16 protein-coding genes are annotated in these 20,765 nt (G+C 45.6%); 9 read left to right on the top strand and 7 right to left on the bottom strand.

Annotated elements, in window-relative coordinates; all coding sequences use genetic code 11:
* Positions 1-197: 197 nt before the first annotated feature.
* Both BLS44_RS08100 and rpiA read left to right on the top strand, forming a co-directional pair.
* Positions 198-1,379: an aspartate aminotransferase family protein gene (locus BLS44_RS08100; protein WP_090389542.1), complete on the top strand. Its 1,182-nt coding sequence runs from the start codon at positions 198-200 to the stop codon at positions 1,377-1,379.
* Positions 1,380-1,412: 33 nt separating this feature from the next.
* Positions 1,413-2,105: a ribose-5-phosphate isomerase RpiA gene (gene rpiA / locus BLS44_RS08095; protein WP_090389541.1), complete on the top strand. Its 693-nt coding sequence runs from the start codon at positions 1,413-1,415 to the stop codon at positions 2,103-2,105.
* A gap of 220 nt (positions 2,106-2,325) precedes the next feature.
* Here rpiA and BLS44_RS08090 read toward each other — a convergent pair whose 3' ends face one another.
* Positions 2,326-4,785: a DUF5686 family protein gene (locus BLS44_RS08090; RefSeq protein ID WP_090389540.1), complete on the bottom strand. Its 2,460-nt coding sequence runs from the start codon at positions 4,783-4,785 to the stop codon at positions 2,326-2,328.
* A gap of 69 nt (positions 4,786-4,854) precedes the next feature.
* On the opposite strand from BLS44_RS08090, the gene BLS44_RS08085 reads away from it, so the two are divergent.
* Positions 4,855-5,499: an MBL fold metallo-hydrolase gene (locus tag BLS44_RS08085; RefSeq protein WP_090389539.1), complete on the top strand. Its 645-nt coding sequence runs from the start codon at positions 4,855-4,857 to the stop codon at positions 5,497-5,499.
* A gap of 43 nt (positions 5,500-5,542) precedes the next feature.
* Here the strand turns inward: BLS44_RS08085 and BLS44_RS08080 are convergent, their stop codons facing one another.
* From BLS44_RS08080 to BLS44_RS08060, 4 genes are all read right to left on the bottom strand, one after another.
* Positions 5,543-6,043, bottom strand: a complete 501-nt coding sequence (locus BLS44_RS08080) for an RNA polymerase sigma factor (RefSeq protein ID WP_090389538.1) — start codon at positions 6,041-6,043, stop codon at positions 5,543-5,545.
* Positions 6,044-6,278: 235 nt separating this feature from the next.
* The gene (locus BLS44_RS08075) at positions 6,279-6,980 is read right to left on the bottom strand and encodes a tyrosine-protein phosphatase (protein ID WP_090389537.1); all 702 of its coding nucleotides are present in this window, start codon (positions 6,978-6,980) and stop codon (positions 6,279-6,281) included.
* Between the two features lie 161 nt (positions 6,981-7,141).
* Positions 7,142-8,404, bottom strand: coding sequence for a glycosyltransferase (locus tag BLS44_RS08070; RefSeq protein WP_090389536.1), 1,263 nt, complete (start codon positions 8,402-8,404; stop codon positions 7,142-7,144).
* Between the two features lie 728 nt (positions 8,405-9,132).
* Complete coding sequence (locus tag BLS44_RS08060) at positions 9,133-10,113, bottom strand: UDP-glucuronic acid decarboxylase family protein (RefSeq protein ID WP_090389534.1); 981 nt, start codon at positions 10,111-10,113, stop codon at positions 9,133-9,135.
* A 91-nt stretch (positions 10,114-10,204) separates the two neighbouring features.
* Here BLS44_RS08060 and BLS44_RS08055 point away from each other — a divergent pair, with 91 nt between their 5' ends.
* The 6 genes from BLS44_RS08055 to BLS44_RS08025 all read left to right on the top strand — a co-directional run bounded on the left by BLS44_RS08055 (position 10,205) and on the right by BLS44_RS08025 (position 16,264).
* Positions 10,205-11,557: a hypothetical protein gene (locus BLS44_RS08055; protein WP_090389533.1), complete on the top strand. Its 1,353-nt coding sequence runs from the start codon at positions 10,205-10,207 to the stop codon at positions 11,555-11,557.
* 4 nt (positions 11,558-11,561) lie between these two features.
* Positions 11,562-12,551: a polysaccharide deacetylase family protein gene (locus tag BLS44_RS08050; RefSeq protein WP_090389532.1), complete on the top strand. Its 990-nt coding sequence runs from the start codon at positions 11,562-11,564 to the stop codon at positions 12,549-12,551.
* Positions 12,541-13,311 carry a formyl transferase gene (locus tag BLS44_RS08045; protein WP_090389531.1) on the top strand — a complete coding sequence of 257 codons (771 nt, stop codon included), beginning with the start codon at positions 12,541-12,543 and terminating at the stop codon, positions 13,309-13,311. Before BLS44_RS08050 ends, BLS44_RS08045 begins: the two co-directional genes overlap by 11 nt.
* A gap of 273 nt (positions 13,312-13,584) precedes the next feature.
* The gene (locus tag BLS44_RS08035; protein ID WP_176954351.1) at positions 13,585-14,268 is read left to right on the top strand and encodes an HAD family hydrolase; all 684 of its coding nucleotides are present in this window, start codon (positions 13,585-13,587) and stop codon (positions 14,266-14,268) included.
* Positions 14,268-15,029 carry a hypothetical protein gene (locus BLS44_RS08030; protein WP_090389528.1) on the top strand — a complete coding sequence of 254 codons (762 nt, stop codon included), beginning with the start codon at positions 14,268-14,270 and terminating at the stop codon, positions 15,027-15,029. The genes BLS44_RS08035 and BLS44_RS08030 overlap by 1 nt, the downstream gene beginning before the upstream one ends.
* 14 nt (positions 15,030-15,043) lie before the next feature.
* Entirely contained in the window at positions 15,044-16,264 is a 1,221-nt protein-coding gene (locus tag BLS44_RS08025; protein ID WP_090389527.1) for a glycosyltransferase, read from the top strand.
* 182 nt (positions 16,265-16,446) lie between these two features.
* Here BLS44_RS08025 and BLS44_RS08020 read toward each other — a convergent pair whose 3' ends face one another.
* Both BLS44_RS08020 and asnB read right to left on the bottom strand, forming a co-directional pair.
* Complete coding sequence (locus BLS44_RS08020) at positions 16,447-18,855, bottom strand: DUF4838 domain-containing protein (RefSeq protein WP_090389526.1); 2,409 nt, start codon at positions 18,853-18,855, stop codon at positions 16,447-16,449.
* Positions 18,846-20,762 (bottom strand): asparagine synthase (glutamine-hydrolyzing), encoded by a 1,917-nt coding sequence (asnB, locus tag BLS44_RS08015; RefSeq protein ID WP_090389525.1) that lies wholly within the window; start codon positions 20,760-20,762, stop codon positions 18,846-18,848. Before asnB ends, BLS44_RS08020 begins: the two co-directional genes overlap by 10 nt.
* Positions 20,763-20,765 lie beyond the last annotated feature (3 nt).

Raw genomic sequence — 20,765 nt, 5'->3', positions numbered from 1 at the left:
GCATGTTTAACGCCGGTTCCGGTTTTCAGTCCGATGCCCGGCCCTATGAATGCGTTTCAATTAGCTGAATAGGAAAGGAACTCGTTTAAGGGTTGATGTTTTCCCCTGAAGCTGCCAAGCAGTCCTTACATTCCCAAAGAGCCCTCCATTTCCATATTCCCAGATTTTCAAATCAGAATCCCTGTAATTTTGCCCCAATGAATCAGCGGGAACTTTTTCTACGGCATGTGGCGCAAACCTCCGCCGCTCCGCTGGCACTTGAGATTTCCAGGGCCAGGGGCTGCAGTATTTTTGATGTAAACGGTAAAGAATATATCGACCTCATAGGCGGCATCAGCGTTGCCAATACCGGCCACGGGCATCCGGCGGTGATCGATGCTATTAAAAAACAACTGGACGATTATCTCCATGTAATGGTTTACGGAGAGATAGTCCAAAGCCCGCAGGTCCGGTATGCCAGGCTCCTTGCTGATCATCTGCCTGCAGGGCTCCATTCGGTCTATTTTACCAACTCGGGCGCAGAGGCGGTAGAGGGCGCTATGAAACTCGCCAAAAGGTATACCGGCCGTACCCGGATCATTGCCGCAAAAAATTCGTACCACGGCTCTACCCAGGGTGCACTGAGCATTTTAGGCGATGAATACTGGCGCAACGCGTTCAGGCCGCTGCTGCCCGGCATTGTCCATATTGATTACAACAAATACGACTGGCTGGATCAGATCGATACCACAACCGCCTGTGTACTTCTTGAGACCGTACAGGCAGAAGGCGGCATTCTTGCCCCCGACAAAGCCTGGCTGCAGGCTGTACGGCAACGCTGTACAGAAACCGGCGCCCTGCTGATCCTTGATGAAATACAGGCGGGTTTTGGACGAACCGGCAAGCTGTGGGGTTTTGAACATTTTGATGTGGTGCCCGACGTCCTGCTGCTGGGGAAAGCACTGGGAGGCGGTATGCCGCTGGGTGCTTTTATCAGCAACCGGAAGATCATGATGACCCTGACGGAAAACCCGGTACTGGGACATATCACCACGTTTGGCGGACACCCGGTTTCCTGCGCAGCCGGGCATGCCGCGCTGAAAGTATTGCTGGATGAAGACCTGACACAGCAGGTTGCTCAAAAAGAACAACTTTTCCGCTCCCTGCTCCATCACCCCAAAATAAAAGAGATCCGTTCCTTTGGGCTATGGATGGCAGTAGCGTTCGATTCTTTTGAGACCAATAAAAAGATCATCGACCGCTTGCTGGAAGCCGGGGTGTTTACCGATTGGTTCCTGTTTGCATCCACCTGTTTCCGGATCTGTCCGCCCCTGACGATATCAGAAAAAGAAATAGAAACAGCCTGCAGCCAGATCAGTAAGGTTTTGGAGACCTGTTAGGTTCCCGGGCCTCTTAAAAAAAATCAACTATTTATGAATGAACAGGAAAAAATAAACGCGGCTTTAAAGGCAGTATCCTTTATCAGCAGCGGGCAAACTATCGGACTGGGAACCGGGTCCACAGCTTACTTTGCCATAAAGGAGATTGGCAGGATGGTTCGCGAAGGACTGCAGATCAGGGCCATTCCTACTTCTGAGGCCACCCGGCAGCTGGCAGAAGAATGGAAGATTCCTCTTGCCAACATCAACGACATCGAGACCATCGATATCACGATCGACGGGGCCGACGAGTTCAATAAAAAGCTCCAGCTGATCAAGGGCGGCGGCGGCGCGCTGCTGCGTGAAAAGATCGTAGCATCCATTACCAGAAAACAGGTCATCATTGCAGATGCATCCAAGCAGGTAGAAAAGCTGGGCGCCTTTAAAGTGCCGGTTGAAGTGGTTCCTTTTGCGGCCCATGCCGTTGCCCGAAAGTTAAACATCCTGAACGGCGTGGCCACACTCCGGGTTAAGAACGGAAGCACTTATAGAACCGACCAGGGTAACTATATCCTGGATGTAAGCTTCGGACTGATTGACGACCCTGCATCCCTGGCAAAAGAACTGGATCATATCACCGGTGTTGTAGAGCACGGATTGTTTATCGACCTGGCAGATTATATTATCGTTGGAAGAGGGGACCAGGTTGAAGTCATTACGACAGGGGATGTAACATTTAAAGCTTAAGGTCTTATGTTTCGTTGCCCGATAATTAAAGGTCAACGAGCAAGATTCAATGGCCGATTGTTCCAAGCAGCAACTGGTGACCCCGGGGCCGGTTTACTGTTTGTTATCCAAGATCTGACGTCTGCCATATTTTAAAATGCCCACCGGACCCGGTTTTATATTTAACGTCCGGTCTTCACTTTCCACATTTTCCGTTATGTTCTCATTTTCCTGTTCCGCTTTACAGGTTTAACCGGATGCTTCCGAAAACGCCGAACTTCTCTGTTGAGCTGCGGAGCGCATCCTTCGGCAACAGCCTCCAGATAAAATCCACCCGGAGAAAATGAAGGATATTATCAATGCCTGTTCCTACCTCAAGATAGGTTTTACCATCCAGCGATTGAAAGTTATGCCCTTCTTTAAAATTCAGTACTTTGTTGGCTTCTGACAGGGAGCCCCAAAGGGCTTTGACCGTATAAAACTGCCGGAACTTCAGCGCCGGTATGGCTTTAAAAATACCGTTGCCGATATTATGCTCGAAGTTGATCCCCAGGAACTGGTCATGAATGAATTCATACCGGTTCATCATGTTGAAGGCATACTTATTATAATAATACAATTCATTGCCCGGCGCCACATTCAGAAACGTATATGGTAACACGCCAAATGTTTTACCACCATAAGCCTGGTAGGAGATGATCCCGAACGGCGGTGTCTTGATGTTATCGGATACGCTTCCCTGGATCTTTGTGTAATTGTACCGTCCCCCGAACAGCCCCGCCACGCCTTTGGAAACCGTGGCTTCCACGATGGGATAGGGACTGCCCAGGCTGGTCCTGTAAAAATGCGATTCGATAAACTTTTCCTGGAAAGCATACCGGAGACGCAGTGAAACTTCCACAGCCTTCAACGCATGGCTGCCGGTACCAAAAGAATCTGCCGGCACCAGGTTCTTTAAAGGAGTATAAGTTCGTGAGTTCAGCCCCAGCAGGGTCGAAAAACCTCCGCGGGTTTCATTAAAAAATTCAAATTGCCATTTTTCCAGGCCGATAAATTTCAGCGGGATATTGGGCTTCCTGATGGCAAACGCAAAAATATTATCGGAGGTTATTTCTCCGAAGTATACCTGTCCGAAATCAAGATCCTTTTTGTACTCAAGGTACCAGTACTGCCTCGGGTCCTTTTTAGGGAGATAAAACAGCTCTCCTTCTCCCTTAAGCTTTTTATCACCAAAGCCATAAGCAAGATAGGTATGCCAGCGGAATTTTTTATTAAAATGCTTATTGCTGGCAATATCAAAACGCGTGCGGAATCCTTCCCAGGCGTTGCCTGTAAACCAGTTATAGGCGGAGCCCAGTTCGACATTGCCGATATTGATATAACCCGTAGCCAGGAAACCCACCTGCCGGGTTATTTTTTGAAATGGCGCCGCATTTACAATCGTGTCCATCATCCGGATGATCCCCATTTCGGTAGCAGAAAGCCCTTCATGCCGGGCACTGTCCCAGTACATCCGGTCTTTTTGCCCGGAGCCTGCCTTCACCAGGATCTCCTCCTGTATCTTATTTTGCAGTAACCGGTTGCTGACTGCAGAATCGTTTACCAGCACATGCTGGTAAGTGCTGGTTTTACGGCCAATGATCCCCGGTACCCGGTTGTTAAACGGGGAAAAATCAACTACCAGTTTGTCTTTGGCAATAAACCAGGTACTGTCGTTGATCTTCTTATATTCCTGTATCAGGCTAAGGCGCTCCAGGAAATTGATATCCGCTTTTTTGTCCAGTCTAAGGTTCATTTTCTGAACGGCAAAACTGCCGCCCTCTACCCAGCAATCTCCCTCAAAGGTATTCATCCCCTGACGCCTCGGTATAAATACCAGGTGATAATATTTTATTCCGCCGATGCGCTGGGTATCGCTCAGGCTGTACTTATAATAAAAATCACCATTGCTGCTTATGGGGCTGATAAACTCCTTATTGAATACATTGATGAAATCATTATAGACATTAATAACCTGGTCCATACCTCCCAAAAATTTCACCATGCTTTCATTCCTGATGCCATTGGTATTCACCCCCTTTATTTCTTCCCGCCTGCGCAGGGGCTTTTTCTGAAAGTAATAGTCCGATATAGACTCGGTAAGATAAGTGGGTAACACCTTCACCCCTTCAGAGCTGTCCAGGTTCTTGCTGATCAGCTCATTCATGGGCCTGAAGGGTTTGATGCCGGCAATTTTCTGGATACTTTTGATATTCTTCAGATCCATTTCCAGCTTATTATATAGTTCGTAATAGAAATTATCAAACCGCCGGAAACGGTCATTCTCCGGTTTATGCTTTACGATATTTTTCCAGAGCCAAAGCCCCATGTCGACCTTTGCCCGTACTACCACCCCGTTATCATAGGTCTTTGGCTCCAGGTAAATAACCGCCATCTTTTTTAATATGCTGACCGGAAATATCTTTGTTTCATACCCCACATTAGATATTTCCACCGTGTCCGAAGGCCACTGATCTCCCGAAAAATGAAAATTGCCCGCCGAATCGGCAATGAAACCCGAGCCGGTGTTTTTAAACTGAAAAGACACAAAAGGAATCAGCTCTTCACTATGTTGATCCCTTACAACACCGGAAAGACCGCTCTGAGCCCATAAGGGCCCCTGCAGTAACACAATCCAGCACATTAAAACCCATCTCATCATACCCCAAAAACTTTCATCCGTATATTTGCTCGTTTATTTCAGGACCTAAAAGTAAACTAAAGATTTGTTATGTTACAAATTCACCGTTTTGTCTTCAATCCCTTCCAGGAGAACACCTATATTCTTTACAATGAAACCGGGAAATGCCTGATCATTGACCCGGGATTTTCCGACGAAACGGAGCGGGATACCTTCACCCGGTTTATTGACGAAAAAAAACTGGAACCGGTTTACTTACTGAACACGCATTGCCATATTGACCATATCCTGGGCAACCAGTTCGTGTACGATACCTGGAAGCTACCCTTGCATATTCACCAGGGTGAGCAGGCCGTGTTACAATCCGGGCCCAGGGTGGCCGAAATGTATGGTTTTCCCCTGGAAGTGTATACCGGCCCGCTGGTTTTTCTGGATGTAACGGATACCATTTTGCTGGGCAGTGATGTTATTACTCTTCTTTTTACACCGGGGCATTCACCGGCCAGCCTGTCGTTTTACCATAAAGAAAGCGGGATCCTGATCAGCGGGGATACGCTCTTCAGCGGAAGCATCGGCCGCACCGATCTGCCGGGAGGCGACTTTACGACACTGGAGCGTTCTATCCGGACCCAATTATATTCCCTTCCGGACGCTACCAAAGTCTATTCCGGCCATGGCCCCGGAACCAGCATCGGGCACGAACGACAATACAATCCGTTTGTAAAGGAGGATTAAACTTAGGGCTGAAAGTAACAACTGAAGACTGACCGCTAACGGCTCAATACCTCCGGATCTGCTCCTTCAATAATTTACGGGCAAAGTGGATCCTGCTTTTGATGGTACCCAGGGGCTCCTGCAGGTATTCGGCGATCTCCTGGTATTTATATCCTTCAAAATAAAGACGGAAGGGAATTTTGAATGTTTCCGGAAGCCCCTCAATGGCTGCATTGATCTCTTTCTCTCTCAGGGAGCTTTCTGCCGTATTGACAACAGAAACCTGGCTCATATTGATCAGGTAGTCTTCCGGGGTACTGTCCAGGATCGTCTTGCGTTTTACATTTCTGCGGTAGTCATTAATAAAGATATTCCGCATAATGGTGAACAGCCATGCTTTGATATTGGTACCGGAATTATATTTTTCCGAATTCGCCAGTGCCTTGTACAAGGTTTCCTGGTAAAGATCATTGGCTGATTCTGAGTTCTTTGTAAGATTAACAGCAAAGGGTTTCAGGAAATCAGCATTGCCCACCAACAGTTCATTAAATTCTTTATTTGCCATAACCCGCCTTTTTTGAAATTTGTCTAAATTACAGCTTTACCTGGTAAACGCAAAGCCATTCGTCCAATTATAACAAAAAGTTTACCGTTTGAAAATGCCTGACATTTTGCCCGCCGCTGCGAAGTTTAAGTCAGATCGCCGTTTCATTTCTCACAGCATCAACGGCCGGTTCCCGGTTTGATATCGTTGAAGATTGTTGCAGGATGTCTGGTAGCGGACAGCAAACCGCCAGGAACTACAGACTCCGGTTTAAAAGCGCTCCGCTGGTAAGCAGTTCCTGGAGCTTTTCCGGGATCTCCAGTGTTTGTAACCGGGCCATATGTCCCTCATGATGCAGGTCTGTTCCTGCAAAGGAATAAAAATCGTGCTCCAGCAGGTATTGGGCAATCTCTTCCACGCGGGAGCCGTAGCCCCCTGTTACCGAAAGCAGGTTCAGCTGGAACAATACGCCGTTTTCTTTTATCTCATGAAAAAGATCCCATTTTTTATGCCAGTATACATAGCGTTCCGGGTGAGCCAGCACGGGCCGGTATCCCGCCATTTGCATCTCAAACAGGATGTTTTTCATAGACATGGACTGATACATGGTGGAGAACTCCGTTAAAACAAGATCATCTTTAAGCGTTAGCAGACGTTCCTTTTTCCGCAGCAGGTCCAGCACATGGTCGTCCAGGAAATACTCAGCTGCCGCCTCCATCTCTATATCAACCTGGTTGGCGGTCAGCGCCTCCCGGAGCTCATCCAGGCGGTACCGGATCGTATCCGGTGTATTTTTGTACAGGTCCCAGAGTACATGCGGGGTTGTGATCAGCCTGGTATAGCCCAGCTCTTTAAACTGCCGGACCAGTGCAATGGAAGTTTCCAGGTCGGGGGAGCCGTCATCGATCCCCGGTAGCAGGTGGGAATGCATATCCGCCCCTATCAAGGTGTAATCCATTTTTAGCTTCCTGTTTTTCCTGGAGAAAAGACCGAACATATAATTTTTACGAAAATTGCAGACAAAGATAAATTTTAACCCCGAATCAGCCTCCCTTCAACAGAAAAAGCCTGATCCCGGGCTGTGCCGGCAGCTTCCGGCGCTTTTGAACTCCGCGGGCTTTATACACTGTTATGATGCATGGGAACCTCCCGGAGTGGCTCCGGAAAGGCCGGGTAAGTCCTTTGCAGCTGTGTTTTACCACTCAGCAGGGAGTAATACAGGTCCCTGAAATCGGAAGCCAGTCTCTTTACACCAAAGCGAGCGGTAATAAAACCGGTACTGCTGTTTCCCATAGCGGCTCGCCATTCGTCATCATTTACCAGGGTCAGCAGGTGATCAAAAAAGGTTTGCTTATCCTGGATGCCGGCCAATAGTGCGGTAGTTCCTTCCTTTACCACATCCTTTACGCCTCCTACATTGGTGGACACGATCGGTTTGTTGGCAGCCTGGGCTTCGATCAGGCTTACGGGAGTACCCTCATTAAACGAGGTCAGGCACACAATATCGAGTCCGGCATTAACCACATCCATATCCGATCTCCAGGAAGTGAAGATCAGCGACCGATCGCCGCAGGCTTCCCCGCTCCTGCCAAAAGGAATATGAAGAGCGGCGGCTTTTTCCTGGATATGCGGGCAGGATGTTCCATCGCCTATAATGAATGCTTTTACTTTTTTGGCAGTGTGTTTCAGCACAAAAGCCAGTGCTTCCAGGAACAGGTCATGGTTTTTTACCGGAACCAGCCGCCCGGTAATGCCGATGGCAATCTCATCATCTGCCAAACCAAACTCAGTGCGGAAAGCTTTTCTTTTTTCCTCCTGATTCTCCATAAACCGCTCCAGTTCAAACCCCAGGGGAACTATGCGAAACTTGTTTTCCTTTGCCACGCGGTACTGATGGCTCAGCTCCGTTTTCTGTTCGGGGCTGATAGCGATCAATGCGGTGCTCTTCTTTGCCAGGTAGCGTTCAATATTCAAAAAGACCTGTGTTTTCGCCTTATTAAAATAGGAATGGAAGACATGCCCGTGATAGGTATGTACCACTACAGGCACCTTCATATGATAGGCGGCCAGCCGGCCTACAGCACCCGGCTTTGCAGCGTGCGTGTGCACAATATCCGGCTTGAACCATTTAATGATCTCAGTAATCTTGTGATAGGCTTTATAATCCTTTAGCGGATGAACCGCACGTCCCATTTCCGGGACCAGGAGTGGCCGGATGCCCATTCTTTCTGCAATAAAGCCGGCATCCTGCTCATGATGTTCCTTTTCCCCCACCACCAGCAGTGTTTCAAAGTCAGGTTCCAGGAATTTGGTAAGATTCAATACATTATAAACCGGCCCTCCCGTGATCAGCCGGTTGTGAATACGCAGTATTTTGGGCATTTTTAAAAAAATTTACGCCGGTACGGAATAAAATATCAGGTTTCATTAAATAAAAATAGCCCTGTTCTTCTCAGAACTGACAGGGCCTGATGCACAAGGTAAGAAAGTTTTATGAAAAGATGATGAAAAATTACATAGCGCCCCCGGCAAACGCATCTGATTTCAACACTGATCAGCTCCTGAGGAGTGTTGTGTTTATGGCAAATGGGGGCGTTTTGATCAACCAGGCTTCAATGGAGCCGCGCGTTTGCCAGGTCCTGACAATTTCACGGAGGTTCAAAAGTCTTTATTTTGCCCTGCCATCCCGATAGCGATCGCATGTGCGTCAAGATCAAAAGCAGGTCTATTGCCATAAAATGTAGTATGAATAAGCCTTTGGAGGCCGAAAAGGACCTGATCTTTTGATAGCAGGCGCAGTGCGCCGCAAATAATGGCAACAAGAACACCCAGGGACTTACCCGTAGCCGCAGCGCGGCGGGAATCTTTTCGGGGGAGGCTTATAGTACCGGTGCGCTGCACCGCTGTTCCATCGCCTGTTCGTTGCTAATAAAAGCGATGCTGCGCTGCAGCTTTGGCCTTTAACCACTATAAAGACTTTTCACAAGCAGGCGGCCCGTTTGCGGAGGCATTACTGTTTTTCTTCCACAGTGTTACGCTCCCAGCGTTGCGAACGTTCAGGGAAAGGAGTCGTAGCCAGGTTTACCCGGGGCGGACAAGACCGGGAATATCTATTTACTGCTTAAAAACTCTTTGGGTTGCCGGTGCCATTCCGCTTCCGGAAGGCTCCTGAAATAATTATAGGTTTTCTCCAGCCCTTCCTTTCTTGAAACAACGGGGGCCCAGTCCAGCAATTTTTTTGCCAGGGTAATATCGGGCTGCCGCTGTTTGGGGTCATCCACGGGCAGGGGCCTGTTAACGATCTTTACTTTATTGCCGGTCAGCGCCAGCACTTCTTCTGCAAAGCTCCTCAGCGAAACTTCGTTGGGGTTCCCGATATTCACCGGCCCTGTATAATCGCTCAGCAATAACCGGTAAATACCTTCCACCAGGTCCGATACGTAGCAAAAGCTGCGTGTTTGCGTGCCCTCACCAAATACGGTAATATCCTCCCCTCTTAAAGCCTGCCCTATAAAAGCCGGCAGGGCCCGGCCATCATTGAGGCGCATCCGAGGGCCATAGGTATTAAAGATGCGGACGATCCGCGTATCTACCTTATGGAAGGTATGATAGGCCATGGTAATAGACTCCATATAGCGTTTGGCCTCATCATAAACTCCGCGGGGCCCGATAGGGTTCACATTGCCCCAATAGGTTTCCGGCTGCGGGTGCACCAGCGGGTCTCCATATACTTCACTGGTAGAGGCTACCAGGATCCGCGCTTTTTTATCCTTTGCCAGTCCCAGGCAGTTATGGGTGCCCATGGCGCCCACTTTCAGCGTCTGTATCGGGATCTTCAGATAATCGATCGGGCTGGCCGGGGAGGCAAAGTGCAGGATATAATCCAGTGTTCCCGGAACGTGGATGTATTTGGTAATATCGTGATGATAAAATTCAAAATCCGGGTTGGGGAATAAATGTTCCAGGTTCTTCAGATCCCCGGTGATCAGGTTATCCATAGCTACCACCCGGTATCCTTTTGTAATAAACTGATCACAGAGATGCGAGCCCAGGAAACCGGCCGCCCCGGTAATTAAAACGCTTTTTTTCATATTTAAAATCCTAAGAGCCACAAAACTAAATCATTGGATGGACTTTTGAGAGAATGCTTTATTTTTATCCCCTATTTAATACCCGCTGCAGATGGCTCCCAATATAACGATCCTGGATTATGCGATCCTTCCCTTTGTGTTAGCCGCCATTTATGGCATCGCTTTCCGGTACCGCAACCGGCATTACCCCTCAGGCCATCCTTACCGGCCTTATTTTATTACCGGGCTAACACTAAAGATCGCAGGCGCTGTGTTTATCGGAATGGTGTATGAATACTATTATAAGGGAGGCGATACGATGAACTTTTTTCACGATGCCCGGATCATTAACAGCGCCTTTGAGGATTCTCCGTTGAAATGGTTCAGCCTTTTACTTCATATTCCGAATGAAAGCACCCTTGGCTACTACGACTATATCAATGGAATGTACTGGTACCAGGACCCTTCCAGCTATAGTGTTGCCGCACTGGCTGCCTTTTTAGGCCTTCCACTCGGCACCACTTACCTGCCCATTGCAGCAATCTTTGCGGCCCTTTCCTTCACCGGCATGTGGGCGCTGTTCCGCACGTTTGCGCGGATCTATCCGGACCTGGTAAGGCCGGTAGCCGTTGCCGTTCTTTTTATTCCCAGCGTGGTGGTATGGGGATCGGGGGTCTTTAAGGACACCATCTGTCTTTTTGGCCTGGGCTGGCTTACCTATGGCATATTCCAGATGCTGATCCAAAAGAATTTTAAAACAGGCAATATTCTGTTGACCATTCTTAGTTTCCTAATGGTAGCCCGGGTAAAGCTCTATATATTGGTTGCTTTTGTACCTGCCCTGATAATCTGGGTGCTTTCCGTTTATACCAGCAGGATAGGGAATACAGCCAGTAGGTTCCTTGTAAAACTTATTGCTCTATCGATGGCTGTTGCCGGTTCTCTCTTTATAATGACCTCGTTAGGGAAGAATTCTCTGGGAGGGTACTCTCTTGAGAATATTGAACAGACTGCCCAAACAACCCGCGATTGGATCCAGTATTCGTCCGGGGAGGAAGGCTCTGCTTATGATTTAGGAAAAATAAATGGCCTTGAAGATATGTTATTGAAATTCCCGATGGCTGTAAATGTTACGTTGTTCAGACCTTATTTATGGGAGTCCAAAAAGCTGATTATCCTCGCTTCGGCGCTGGAGGCTTTTTTATTCCTTATTTTAACTATCAGGGCTCTGGTCACAGTAGGAGTTAAACGATGCTGGCACACTATTTCAACCGACCCCACCATCCAGTTCTGCCTGATCTTTGCCATCGTTTTTGCGTTTGCAGTGGGCATCAGTACCGGCAATTTTGGAACCCTTTCACGATATAAGATCCCCTGCCTGCCTTTTTATGCGATGAGTATTTTACTGATCTATTATAAAAACAGGCCACTGAATAAACCGCTCCTGAAATTTTTTAATATTTAATGGTATGACAGCGCAACGGGGATCTTTTATTATTTCACTGGACTTTGAATTATGGTGGGGCGTTCGTGATTCAAAAACACAGGATACCTATGGGACCAATGTAAAGAATGTAAAAAACGTTATCCCTGCATTATTGAACCTGTTTAAAAAGTATAATATCCGGGCCACTTTTGCAACCGTTGGTTTTCTTTTTCTCCGGGAAAAAGAGGATTTCCTCCGCATGCTTCCGGCGAAAGTTCCAAACTATACCAATAGCAGGCTTTCCCCTTATCATGATCACTTTACCTTTTTAGCAGAGCCCTTTGACACCGACGAATACTATTATGGCGCCAGTCTCCTTGACACTATCAGGCGTCATCCTGAACAAGAGATAGCCTCACATACTTTTTCACACTATTATTGTCTCGAAGACGGACAAACCCTTGAAGACTTTCAGGAAGATCTGCAAATGGCACAATCGGTGGCACAATCGGATGGTTTAATCCTGACATCCCTGGTATTTCCTCGTAACCAGTTTAATGATGCCTATTTGTCTGTATGTACAGCATTAGGCTTTACTTGTGTCCGTGGCAATGAAAAAAGCTGGATCTACCAGGTTAAAAATAGCGATCACACCAATTATCCCCGTAAAATACTGAAATTACTGGATTCCTATGTCAACCTTTCCGGGCATAATTGTTACAGCATCAGCGACGTCACCCGGGCAGTGCCTGTAAACCTTCCCGCCAGTCGCTTCTTAAGACCTTACTCAAAAAAACTGCGCTTTTTAGAGCCGCTAAAAATTACCCGGATAAAAAACAGTATGACGCATGCCGCAAAAAATAACCTTGTTTTTCATCTCTGGTGGCACCCGCATAATTTTGGAACAAACCTGAAAAACAATATGGCCTCCCTAGAGCAATTGCTGCAACACTACGCTTTTTTAAAAGAAAAATATCACTTCTGCAGCGAAACCATGTCACATATAACATCTCGCATCTTAAATGAAAACTAAAAAAATCATTTTACTGGCTACTGCCTGCGACTCCACCACCATCATCTTTAACCATCTTAAAGATGACTATTGTATTGAAAAGGTTATTATTGAACAAAAAGAGGGGATAAGACTTTTTCTAAAAAGAAGGGTAAAGAAACTGGGGGTTTTAAAGGTAGCCGGACAACTCGGGTTTATGATTTTACTGGCAAAACCCATTGCCTTTTTATCAAAAAAGCGGATCAGGAACATTATTGATGATAACGGGCTCAGCACGCAGGCAATTCCCGAAGAACGGATCAAACAGGTTATCTCTGTAAATAGTAATGAGGTTATTGCATATTTGAAAGCAGCAGCACCTGACCTGGTCCTGTTGAGCGGTACCCGTATTGTTTCAAAAAAAGTGCTCACTGCCGTTGGCTGCAGGTTTATTAATATCCATGCCGGTATCACCCCAAAATACCGGGGCGTGCACGGCGCTTATTGGGCTCTGGCCAACCAGGACCCAATGCACTGTGGAGTAACGGTACACTTTGTTGACCCCGGAATTGATACAGGAGATGTCCTCTACCAGGAGCAGATCACCCCTGAGAAAAAAGATAATTTTGCCACCTATCCTTACTTGCAATTAGTAAAAGGAGTCGGCGGATTAAAACGCTGTATAACCGCATATTTTGAGGGAACTTTAATGTCTCAAAGAACAACTGGCCCAAGTTATCTTTGGTATCATCCCTCCTTTTTTCAGTATCTTTATAGTTATTTTTTAAAAAGAATAAAATAACCCAGTGAATATAGAAAACCACCAATGGGATATTTTCCATTATAAGTATGCCCCCCCGATATCTGAAAAATCTGTCGTCAGCAGATCATCTCCCCGGAACAGAAAGGTCACCGTTTTTTTCAAATCAAACAGTTGTGTTATTTTTGAGCATAATTCATTTATTCATCAGCAAACCAGAGGCATGAACCTTTATATATACAAAAATATCCAGCTGCAGTATAAAAGCCAGCTCCCTGTCACAAAACTTATGAGTTCATGATTTCTTTAGCAATTATGTCTCCAGCATACACTGGTTATATTGTAAGTGATATCTGCGATACGCTTTTCTATGCCAATACCACCTTTGATTTTATCAGATTTTGCATACGTAAACAGAAGATCCCCGCAAAAACAATAAGGATATACCAGTTATTCCAGTCAAGAAAAAGCCCCTTTTTTTATGCGTTGGCGCTTTTGCAAAAGATCAGTGGAAAAGACCACCTCAAAGCCAGAGCGCTGAAACTATTCAAAGGAGTTTCTACAAAAGAGATGGAACAGTGGGCCGAGGAGTTTTATGCAGAGGACCTCAGTAATTTAAAAATAAGACAAACGCACGAACTATTAAGCCGGTTTGATAATGAAAAAATCATTCTGGCTTCATCCACTATTGAACCGGTAGCCTTAATCATTTCGAAAAAGCTTAGTGCCAATCACTATGTAGCTACCAGTCTTGAAATAAAAGACAATGTATACACAGGCAGGATTCAGTGCGATCTTACCGGGGAAAAAACAAAAGCTGTAGAAGCAATAATTCCTCATTCAGAAATAATCAGTGTGGCAATGAGCGATAACCACACGGACAGGTTGTTACTGGAAAAAGCAATACAAAAGATTGCCATTTGCTACAAGAAAAGCGATGTACAATTCTGGAAAAAAATGCCAGGCGTCACCATTTTAATGGTTTCAAAAAAACATTAATGCAAAAAATACTATTGGCCCTCCCCATGGGGTATTTTTTTAAAACCCGTTTAAACACAAAGGCTGCGTTTATCTTTCATACCTACTACGAGTTTCTGTTGGGAATATTGCTTCTTGTCTTTTTTCAAACACCCCTGAAAACGGCCCTAATACATTTCGCGTTAGGACATATTGCCTTTATTTCCCTATACGAAATCGGGTATATCTATAATGACTATATAGCCGTCCGTTTTGAGGCCAATCCCCGGAAACGGCTTGAACAGTGGCAGATAAAGGACCGAGACGTATTATTGTTTATATTATTGCGACTTGCTATTTTTACAGGCGTGTCTTTTCTCATAAAAGCATGGATAAGCCCTGCCTGGTGGATCTTCTACACCGTTCTCATTATCACTTATGCGCTGCACAACCTGATGCAACAAAAGGCATTTAAAGTTTTTACATTTGTGAATCTTGCAGTAATACGGTTCTATGCTCCGGTCTTTTTCTTTTTAACAAGAGAGCAGATTGGCCTAACACTCCCGGGGATACTGATCTTTTATGTTTTTTTTCGTACACTCACCTATATGGACAGCAAAGGGCTGCTCCAATTAAAAAACAGAGACACCGCTCCTTTTAAAATCAATTTTTATCTGATCTTTCTTCCGTATTCGAGCGTTATTTACCTGTTTACCAACAGCTTGCTATCCCTGTATCTGGATATATATTTCCTGGTATTCTGGTTACTTGTCAAGCTATTATTACAATCAAAAAACAAATAATATAGTTCCAAGGAATGGCAAAATCTCTATTTATTACGTATGATGGTCTTACTGACCCCCTGGGCCAATCACAAATATTGCCCTACCTTACAGGCCTGGCGCAAAGTGGCCACTCCATCACCATACTGAGCTGCGAGAAAAAGGAGCGATTCCTTTTGCGGAAAAGCACCATTGAGCAAATTTGCAAAGCGGCCAATATTAAATGGCACTACCTTATCTTTCATACTTCTCCGCCAATTCTTGCCAAATACTATGATCTTTACCAGCTCACACGCTACGCCATAAAGCTACACAAATCCGCCCCATTTGACATCATCCATTGCCGCAGTTATCTGGCTGCCGGAATCGGGGTACTATTAAAGAAAAGATTTGGAGTTCCGTTTCTCTTCGATATGCGGGGCTTCTGGGTAGATGAACGGATAGACGGAGCTATCTGGGATCATGATAAATGGATCTATAAGATCGCCTACCGGAACTGGAAAAAGAAAGAAGCTCAGTTCATTCGCCAATCGGATCACATTGTAAGTCTTACGGAGGCTGCAAAGCAGGAGATCGAAACATGGACTGCCTATAATAAAAGCACCCCCATCACAGTGATCCCCTGCTCTGCAGACATGCAGCTTTTTACATTAAAAACAAATGAAGAAAACAGGATTGCCCGGCAACTGTTAAATATCCCGGACCAGGCCTTTGTAGTTAGTTACCTGGGATCGCTGGGAACCTGGTATATGCTGGATGAAATGCTTTTGTTTTACAAAATCCTGCTTGAAAAAAAGAATGAAGTTTTCTTACTGGTACTTACTCCTGACGATCGGGAAATAGTATACCAAGCCGCGTCCAGATTAGGGCTGGATGAGGCAAAGATTCTCGTACAGTTCGCCAACCGGGAAGACGTTCCTAAATTAATAAAGGCCAGCGACATCAGCCTCAGTTTTATTAAGCCCGCCTATTCCAAAATTGCCAGTTCACCCACCAAACTGGGCGAACTGCTTGCCATGGGAATTTCGGTAATCTGTAATAAAATAGGCGACGTCGAAAAGATAGTATCAGAAAGCAATGGAGGGTTTATCTTAAATAATCTTGATGTTTCAACGATAAAGGAAATCGTAGCGAAATTGGAAATATCTGATATCGAACCGATAAACAGGGATTTCATAATTGCTTACTACAGTCTGGAGCACGCACTTGACCAATACAGGAATATTTATCAAGAAATAAGATCATTATCCGGATGAGCAAATGCTGCTATTAAGCTGAATGCACCTATAATAAATTATTAGAATTCTTTCATTGGCATTTCTACAAGAAATCCAAAATTCCATAACAAAAAACAGCCATCAAAAAATCCCTCATCAAATCAGAAGTATCATTTCATCTCGGCTGAAAAATAAACTCGGGAACATTTATTGAAAACGCTTTATTCTCTATATTCAAATCGCTGAAGGCTGGATATATTGGGAATATTCTTTAGTCCCCATGCAGCATGGCCAAAGTCTGCAGTCCAAACTTTGCCATCATTGCCAGAAAGCACGGGCACCCTATAAATATTTTTTATGCCCAAATATTCCCTTTTTAAGCGATGCCCCGACGCGTCAATCAAATATCCTCTTCCATTTGTTCCTTCCGGATATGCATCAAAAAACACTATCTCTCTGGTATTCTTGGGTACATAAAAGTACTGTACCGGGTACTGATAATTGTCGAAATCTGCTATACCTGGATTTTTGAATAACACAATCCCTGATGTTTTTATTTTCACCCTGCTACTACCGCCATTGATCTGCAAGTGATAAACTTTATCTTTCATTATACTTACCTTATAGGTTTTCATCCACCACTTTCGACCACCCAAATCATCTATATATGCGGAATTAAGCTTTGTTACAGAATCGTATAATAAGATTTCATCCTCTGTATAGAACCGAAATGAAGGTTTCTCCTCACCTCCTAAATCGAATATAAAACTGCCTGAGAAAGGAGCAGTGAAGTATGTGTTGCATTGATATGCGCCAAATCGCCAGGAAATAGCAGGTATCGGTTCAGTATACTTTACTTTGTTATAATCGAACTTAAAAGCGGCTATAGAATAGCGTATGGGGCTTTTATATAAATCTTGTCTAAACTGCATTTCAATGTCTTTATAAGATAAAGGACTTATATCCTTTCCCTCTGGTGCTACACCTCCCGGAGCAATATAGCCCTGACCTTGAAAAGCAACAGTTTGTACCAGCATTAAATGATGAATGCTATATAAATAGTAAAAAATCCTATCGCGACTTTGCTGCGAGCCATCATGTTCATAATACATTTTCATAAAATGTACATATGCTTTCAAATCGGCAATACGCTTCCACTCATCGCTATTGACAGCAACCACATCTGAAGCCATTTTAAGATCATTAAGACTCAATCCTACTTCCCCCGCATCCTGGTAATTCTTACTCCAGCGGTCGTACATTCTCCGCATCGCCGGAGCCGCCGTTCCAAAACAATCATTGAGGTATTGCTGGTACAGCTTTTCAAAATCATTGCCTACATCCCACTGCAGTTGTCCGGCAAGCCACAAAGCATGCCCCATAGGACCAGCTGCATCTGTTGTTTCCAGATAAACACCATCGACCTTATTTTTTTTCCAGAAACCTAATTTTTCCGGAATGCTATAAATATCCAATTGCGGCACCCCCTGGCTCCATTGGGTTATATTCCAATAATCATAGATACCCATACGTCCATTGATTCTTGAGGACCACTTTTTTATCATTTCTCTGGGTAAGTAGGCTGTTTGAAAGGAGTAGGGAATAATAATAGGATAAACATTCTTTCTCAAAGGGAAGGACGGAATTAATGCGTTATAGGGTCCATTTCCATACGCATACATTGCAACAACAATGTTTTTATCTTCTTCAGGATAATCTTTTGCCACTTCATTTGCCAGCCACCACCATTTGTCGGAACTGTTCCACTTGGCCATTCCATTAAAACCATTAGGAGGTAAGGGATCATCTATACCTCCTCTGCCATCTTCCGGCTCAACACCCAATGCAATGAAATCAGAAGCGTTATTGTTATATCTTTTCTTAACCCATTTTTTAAAGGCGCTCACAGCGGCCGGCTTTTCAATTTTCAGCCGACCCGCCCTTTTTCCGCTTTCGCTATTAAACCAATCCGGATTCTCTTCAATCAAATGCTGGTTATCCATATAAAATCCAGAACCAGCATGCCCGTTATCAATAAAGTCGACATTAAAGCGATTTCTCCGTTTCCAATCGTACCACTTTTTTTTATATATATTTTGCGGATCATATGGCTGCATTTTTGCAAAATCCAGGCCACCGGTTCCAAAAAAAGAGCGATTCCGAAAAGAGGGTTTTATCCAGTCACCGGCAAGGGACAGACTTCTCAGCACCTTTGGTGCTATAAACCAGTTATCACCCGGTCCATACCAATGAAAACCCAGCAGGTCCAGGTAGGTATAAGCCGCATTTTCCAGGCTACTCCGGGTGGTATATCTGATAGTAGTGCTGCCCTTATTAGCTGCAAGATAAAATTCCTGCCCCGTCCTGTTCTCTAAAGGAACTTTTGTTATGTTAATGATACCCGCATCATAGGGCGTCAATACATCAACTAAGTCTTTGACTGCTTCACAGGCCTCGCCAGTATACCGGATAATGGTTTTGCCCGCCCCTCCCTGCGCACTGCCTCTTTCCGGCTGTAAAAGGCCAAGACAAAGCAACAGCAAAACTACGCAGCGGCTACTCCGCTCACAAGGCATTTTTACCTTGATCTGCAACCTATTCACAGCCCTCCTCTGAAAATTTACATCCATTTTTCATGCCATAACTGGAACATTAATAGATGCCATATCTTAAGGTGTTTCTCCTTTCTTCCGGCAAGGAAATCACTCTTTAAACGCTGTACTTCCGCTCGCTGAAACAGGCCATGACGGGCCAGGGCTGCATCACCCAGGTATTCTTCCACCAGGGGCTTTAACGGACCCGCCAGCCAATCGGCCACCGGGATGCCAAAGCCCATCTTGGGGCGGTCCATTAGTTCCTTGGGTACATAGGGGTACACGATCTCCCGCAGGATATACTTTTTAATACCCTTGTGATACTTATAATCTGTAGGCAACTGCGCCGCCCATTCAATAATATCCTGATCCAAAAAAGGCTCTCTTCCCTCCAGGCTGATACTCATGGTAGCCCGGTCTACCTTTTGCAAGATATCATCCGCGAGGTAGGTTTGGTAGTCCACCGCCATCATAAAGGAAAGGGCATCATAATACTCGGGCTTCAACTCCCGGCTATAATACAGGGCAGAAAGGCTCTCCGACCCTTCCCCCCCTGGTACCGGAGCAAACAATCTTCCTATTTCCCTATCCGGAAAAACGATGCTGAGGTTTTTCAGCAGTTCTGCAGGAGAGGGATCATTTAGCAGATTTTTTAGCTTGTCGTAACGGCTATGGAAGTTTGCTTTATTCTTCAAAATGGGGATTGATTCAGAAGAAATCATACTCATCAGACCAGCTGCCAGTTTTCTGGCTGGTGCAGGTATTTTTTGCAACCTGTTTCCATAGCGGCTGATATAGTCATACCGGTTATATCCGGCAAAGATCTCATCACCTGCATCTGCAGAAAGCGCCACGGTCACTTTTTGCCGGGCCAGCTGGCTTACCAGGATGGTCGGAATGGCACTGCTGTCCGCAAAGGGCTCGTCGTAATAAAACGGTAGCTCCGGGATGATATCCATAGCCTCCTTTGCCGTACAATAATATTCGGTATGATCAGTACCCAGGTGCGCAGCGATCTGTTTAGCAAAAGGGGCTTCATCCAATTTGTTATCAGTAGTACCAATCGTAAAAGTCCTGATCTTCTCTGTACTGTTTTTTTGAAGTAGTGCCGTTACACAGGTACTGTCAAACCCACCACTCAGGAACACCCCAACCGGTACATCTGCTACCATACGGTACTGGAAGGCTTTTTCAAGGATTCGCTCCGTTTCCCTGATAGCATCCGGCAAGCTGATTCTGAGTTTGGGCTTATTGTAATAGTCGTATACATTCCAATACTGCTCTGTTACCAGCTCCCTTTTGAGAAGGTTGATATGTAGCAGGTGTCCAGCCTGAAGTTTGAAAGTGCTTTTAAAAATGGAATAGGGTGCAGGAACTGCACCATACTGCAGGAAGGAAGCTGCCGCATCCGGACTGATCTCTTTCCGGTAAGCCGGGTGGGCCATTAACGTCTTTAATTCCGAGCCAAAAAGAAACAGGCCATCCCTGAACGAATAGTAAAAGGGCTTTACTCCAGCCCGGTCCCGGATAGCTATAAGCTCCTGCCGGCCCCGGTCGTAGATCACCAGCGCAAACATCCCATGCCATTTATGAATAGCCGCCTTTCCCCATTCCTTCCAGCTGTGCAGGATCACCTCGGTATCCGATAAGGTTCGGAACCGGTGCCCTTTCTCTTCCAGCTCATCTTTTATTTCCCGGTAATTGTAAATCTCCCCATTGAACACAACCACCAGATCTTCATAGGACATGGGCTGATCTGCCGCATGACTGAGATCTATAATAGAAAGACGTCGATGGCCCAGGCCGATTTGAAAAACCTCCTGTTGCTCAAAAAACTCTGACTGTCCATCCGGCCCTCGGTGGGGCATGGAGGCCACCATCTGGCAGACAACTTCCCTGGAACTTTTCTGATTAAAATCTGCGAAACCGGTGATACCACACATAAT

Source organism: Niabella drilacis, assembly GCF_900101395.1.
Lineage (GTDB): Bacteria > Bacteroidota > Bacteroidia > Chitinophagales > Chitinophagaceae > Niabella > Niabella drilacis.
The sequence above is the reverse complement of the archived record's forward strand: the minus strand, read 5'-3'. Positions and strand labels throughout refer to the sequence as shown.